The organism is Novosphingobium sp. 11B (assembly GCF_054589055.1).
This window is the reverse complement of the sequence record NZ_BAAILP010000183.1, coordinates 1-3,313: the sequence shown is the minus strand read 5'-3', so window position 1 is coordinate 3,313 and position 3,313 is coordinate 1. Positions and strand designations below refer to the sequence as shown.

Annotated in this window: 3 protein-coding genes; 1 reads left to right on the top strand and 2 read right to left on the bottom strand. The window is 66.1% G+C overall.

The window, feature by feature from the left end; all coding sequences use genetic code 11:
• Nucleotides 1-107 precede the first annotated feature (107 nt).
• A complete protein-coding gene (locus tag ACYPYD_RS16955; protein ID WP_008832311.1) occupies nucleotides 108-986 on the bottom strand; it encodes an isocitrate lyase/PEP mutase family protein in 879 nt (292 codons plus the stop codon).
• A gap of 60 nt (nucleotides 987-1,046) precedes the next feature.
• Entirely contained in the window at nucleotides 1,047-1,745 is a 699-nt protein-coding gene (locus ACYPYD_RS16950) for an HAD-IA family hydrolase (RefSeq protein ID WP_459664357.1), read from the bottom strand.
• 61 nt (nucleotides 1,746-1,806) lie between these two features.
• Between ACYPYD_RS16950 and glmU the strand changes: the two genes are divergently transcribed.
• Nucleotides 1,807-3,174, top strand: coding sequence for a bifunctional UDP-N-acetylglucosamine diphosphorylase/glucosamine-1-phosphate N-acetyltransferase GlmU (gene glmU, locus ACYPYD_RS16945; protein ID WP_459664355.1), 1,368 nt, complete (start codon nucleotides 1,807-1,809; stop codon nucleotides 3,172-3,174).
• The last annotated feature ends 139 nt before the right edge of the window (nucleotides 3,175-3,313 follow it).

The following is a 3,313-nucleotide window of genomic DNA, read 5'->3' as shown; positions in this document are numbered from 1 at the left end:
CTTCGACAAGCTCAGCCTGCGCGGGTTTGAGAGCGGATCTTTAAATCCCGCTCAGGCTGAGCTTGTCGAAGCCCCCGCAATGCAAACTGCCCTCAGTCCCGGATTCGTTACCGCGCGTGATTGGGCCGCGTCGGCTTGCCGGTCCGCTCCGCCCAGTCGACGATGAGATCATCATACAGCTTCTGATCGATCAGGTCGTACTTCTCGGGGAAGTTCCGGAAAGCGTCCATCGCGCTGGCGACCGAGCCGGTTTCCATCAGTTCGCGCGCCATCTTCAGGTGGTTCACCGCCGCCGAGACCCAGCCCCACCCGGTCGAAAGCGTGAACCCCGTATCTGGCAAGTTGAACCCAAGCGTGCAAACCGGGATCGGCATATGCGGGATGACCTCGCCCTGCTGCTCGGGCGGAGCGCTGGCGAAAACGATCGCGTCGGCCCCCGCCTCGGCATAAGCGTGCCCCCGCCGGATCGCCTCTTCCACCGAGCCCGAACCGCCGCCGCCATTGGCGCTGGTGTAGAGTTCATCGCAGCGCGCGATGATCACCAGGCCCGAGTCGCCCCGCGCCTTCACCCCGGCCTCGATCCGGCACTGCATCTCCTCGATCGAGCACAAGCCGTTGACGTGCTTGGAATGCTTGGGGTTCACCTCGTCCTCGACGTGATACCCGGCGATTCCCGCCGCGACGTACATCTTCGTGAAGCGGTATGCATCGGCCACCGTCTCGCCCAGCGTATCGGCGTCGGCGATCAGCGGAATATCCATGGCCTGCGCGATGCGGCCCGCCTGATCGATCTGCTCGATCTGGCTGAAGATGCCGTTGTCGGGCACCGCATAGTGAAACGCCGAGCAGGCATGGCCGCCAAGATAGGCCGCCTTGAATCCGACCTGCTGCACAATCCGCCCGGTGAGCGCGCTGTAGGCCTCGGCGGCGACAAAATGCTCGCCGTTCTCGATCAGCGCGCGCAGCTTCTCACCCGGTGTCGGCATCGTCGGCTCTCCCTCTTTCGAACGGAGGGCTCGCACGAAGCCGCCGGGCGGGCAAGCGGGTCAGGCGGGTATCGGCCCCGCGTTGTTGCCGATCCGCTCGAGCGCGGGGACGAGCTGGTCGAAATGATCGATCACCGCCGCCGCGCCGAGTTCGCCCGGCGGCAGGTCGTTGAAACCGAAACTGACTGCGACGCACGGCAGCCCCGCCGCCGCCGCTGCGCGCGTGTCGTACGTGGTATCGCCGACATAGGCCGCACGCCCTTCCCCGCTGCGTTCCAGCATGAGCTGCAGCAGGTCGGGACGCGGCTTGGCCCGGCCGGGACCGAGGGTGTCACCGCCGATCACCGTGTAGAACCTCTCCGACAGGCCGAGTTCGCCGAAGATCTTCGTGGCGAACCGCTCCAGCTTGTTGGTGACGACGGCGATCTTCACGCCGCGCGCAGCCAGTTCGTCCAGCATAGCCGTGCCGCCGGGGAACAGGCAGGTCTCGACCGCGATGTTCGCCTCATAGAAGGCGAGCAGCGCATCGTGCAGTTCCTCGAAGCGCACATCGTCCACCGCGCCGCCCGTCGCGACGAGCGCATTGGCGAGCATCTTGCGCGCGCCGCCGCCCACGAACCCGCGCACTTCCTCGCGCGGGACCGGTCGGCGGCCTTCCAGAGAAAGGGCGTGATTGACCGCGTGGCCAAGGTCGCCGAGACTGTCGAGAAGGGTTCCGTCGAGGTCGAAACCGACGATCTGAAAAGGAAAGCTGGTCATTGCGCCAAGCAATGCAGGCTCGGGATGGAAACCGCAACAATTTGCTGGCAGGAGAGCACCCATGACTTTGGCCAGTAACCCCCTCGCAATCGTCGTCCTCGCCGCCGGCAAGGGCACCCGCATGAAGAGCGACCTGCACAAGGTGCTCCATCCCGTAGCCGGCCGCCCGATGCTGGAACATCTGCTGGCGAGCGCCGCGCAGTTGGCTCCCGAGCGGCAGGTCGTGGTCGCCGGGCATGGGCGCGAGCAGTTGGAAAAGGCGCTGGGGAGCCGCGCGACGATCGCGGTGCAGGAGCCGCAGCTCGGCACCGGCCACGCGGTGCAACAGGCCGAGGGCGCGCTGGCGGGGTTCGACGGCGACGTGCTGATCCTCTACGGCGACGTGCCCTTTGTCCGCGAAGAGACGATGCACGCGATGATCGCCCGCCTCCATGCCGAGGATGCCCCGGCAGTGGTCGTGCTCGGCTTCCAGCCCGAAGACCCGCTGCAGTACGGCCGCGTGCTCGCCCATGACGACGGGCGCATCGCGATGATGGTCGAGTACAAGGACGCCACCGAGGAACAGCGCGCCTGCCGCTTGTGCAACTCGGGCCTGATGGCGGTGAAGTCGGCCGACCTGTTCGACCTGCTCGCCAAAGTCGGCAACGAGAACGCGCAGGGCGAATACTACCTCGTCGACATCGTCAATATCGCCACGCTCGAAGGACGCGCCTGCGCGGTGATCGTCACTGACGACCCGGACGAAGTCGGCGGCATCAACAGCCGCGGCGAACTCGCCGAGGCCGAAGCGCGCTGGCAGAAGACGCGCCGGGTTCAGGCCATGGCAGACGGTGTGACCTTGATCGCGCCGGAAACCGTATTCTTCGCCTGGGACACGAAGCTCGGCCGAGACGTCACCGTCGAGCCCAACGTGGTGTTCGGCCCCGGTGTGACCGTCGCCGATAACGTCGTCATTCACGCCTTCTCGCACCTCGAGGGCGCAACGCTCGAAAGCGGCGTCGCCATTGGACCTTACGCTCGCCTACGGCCCGGCGCGGTGCTCAAGGCCGGGTCCAAGATCGGCAACTTCGTCGAGATGAAGAACGCCGTGCTGGGCGAAGGCGCCAAGGCCAACCACCTCACCTACCTCGGCGACGCGGTGGTCGGCGCGGGCGCCAACATCGGCGCGGGCACGATCACCTGCAACTATGACGGCTACTTCAAGCACAAGACTGTGATCGGCGAACGCGCCTTCATCGGCTCCAACAGCGCGCTGGTGGCGCCCGTGAAGATCGGCGCCGATGCGATCGTGGCGGCGGGCAGCGCGGTCACCCGCGACGTGGCCGATGGCGAACTGCGTCTCGTGCGCGGAGAGCAACTGGTCAAGCCCGGCTGGGCCGACCGCTTCCACGACGCGATGAAGAAGAAAAAGGCCGAGTTGAAGGGCTGAGCTGACGTCAAAGGACAGCGCCCGTCATCCCAGCGAAGGCTGGGACCGCTGGCCGCGTAGAGCCCAACCCTCTGCTGCAAAGTGCTAACGCCACGTAGCGCCTAAAGATTTGACAGCGGTCCCAGCCTTCGCTGGGATG

Bases quoted from the DNA above. Each gene is read 5' to 3' on its own strand.
- ACYPYD_RS16955 (WP_008832311.1), bottom strand. From the start codon at position 986: ATGCCGACACCGGGTGAGAAGCTGCGCGCGCTGATCGAGAACGGCGAG.
- ACYPYD_RS16950 (WP_459664357.1), bottom strand. From the start codon at position 1,745: ATGACCAGCTTTCCTTTTCAGATCGTCGGTTTCGACCTCGACGGAACC.
- glmU (WP_459664355.1), top strand. From the start codon at position 1,807: ATGACTTTGGCCAGTAACCCCCTCGCAATCGTCGTCCTCGCCGCCGGC.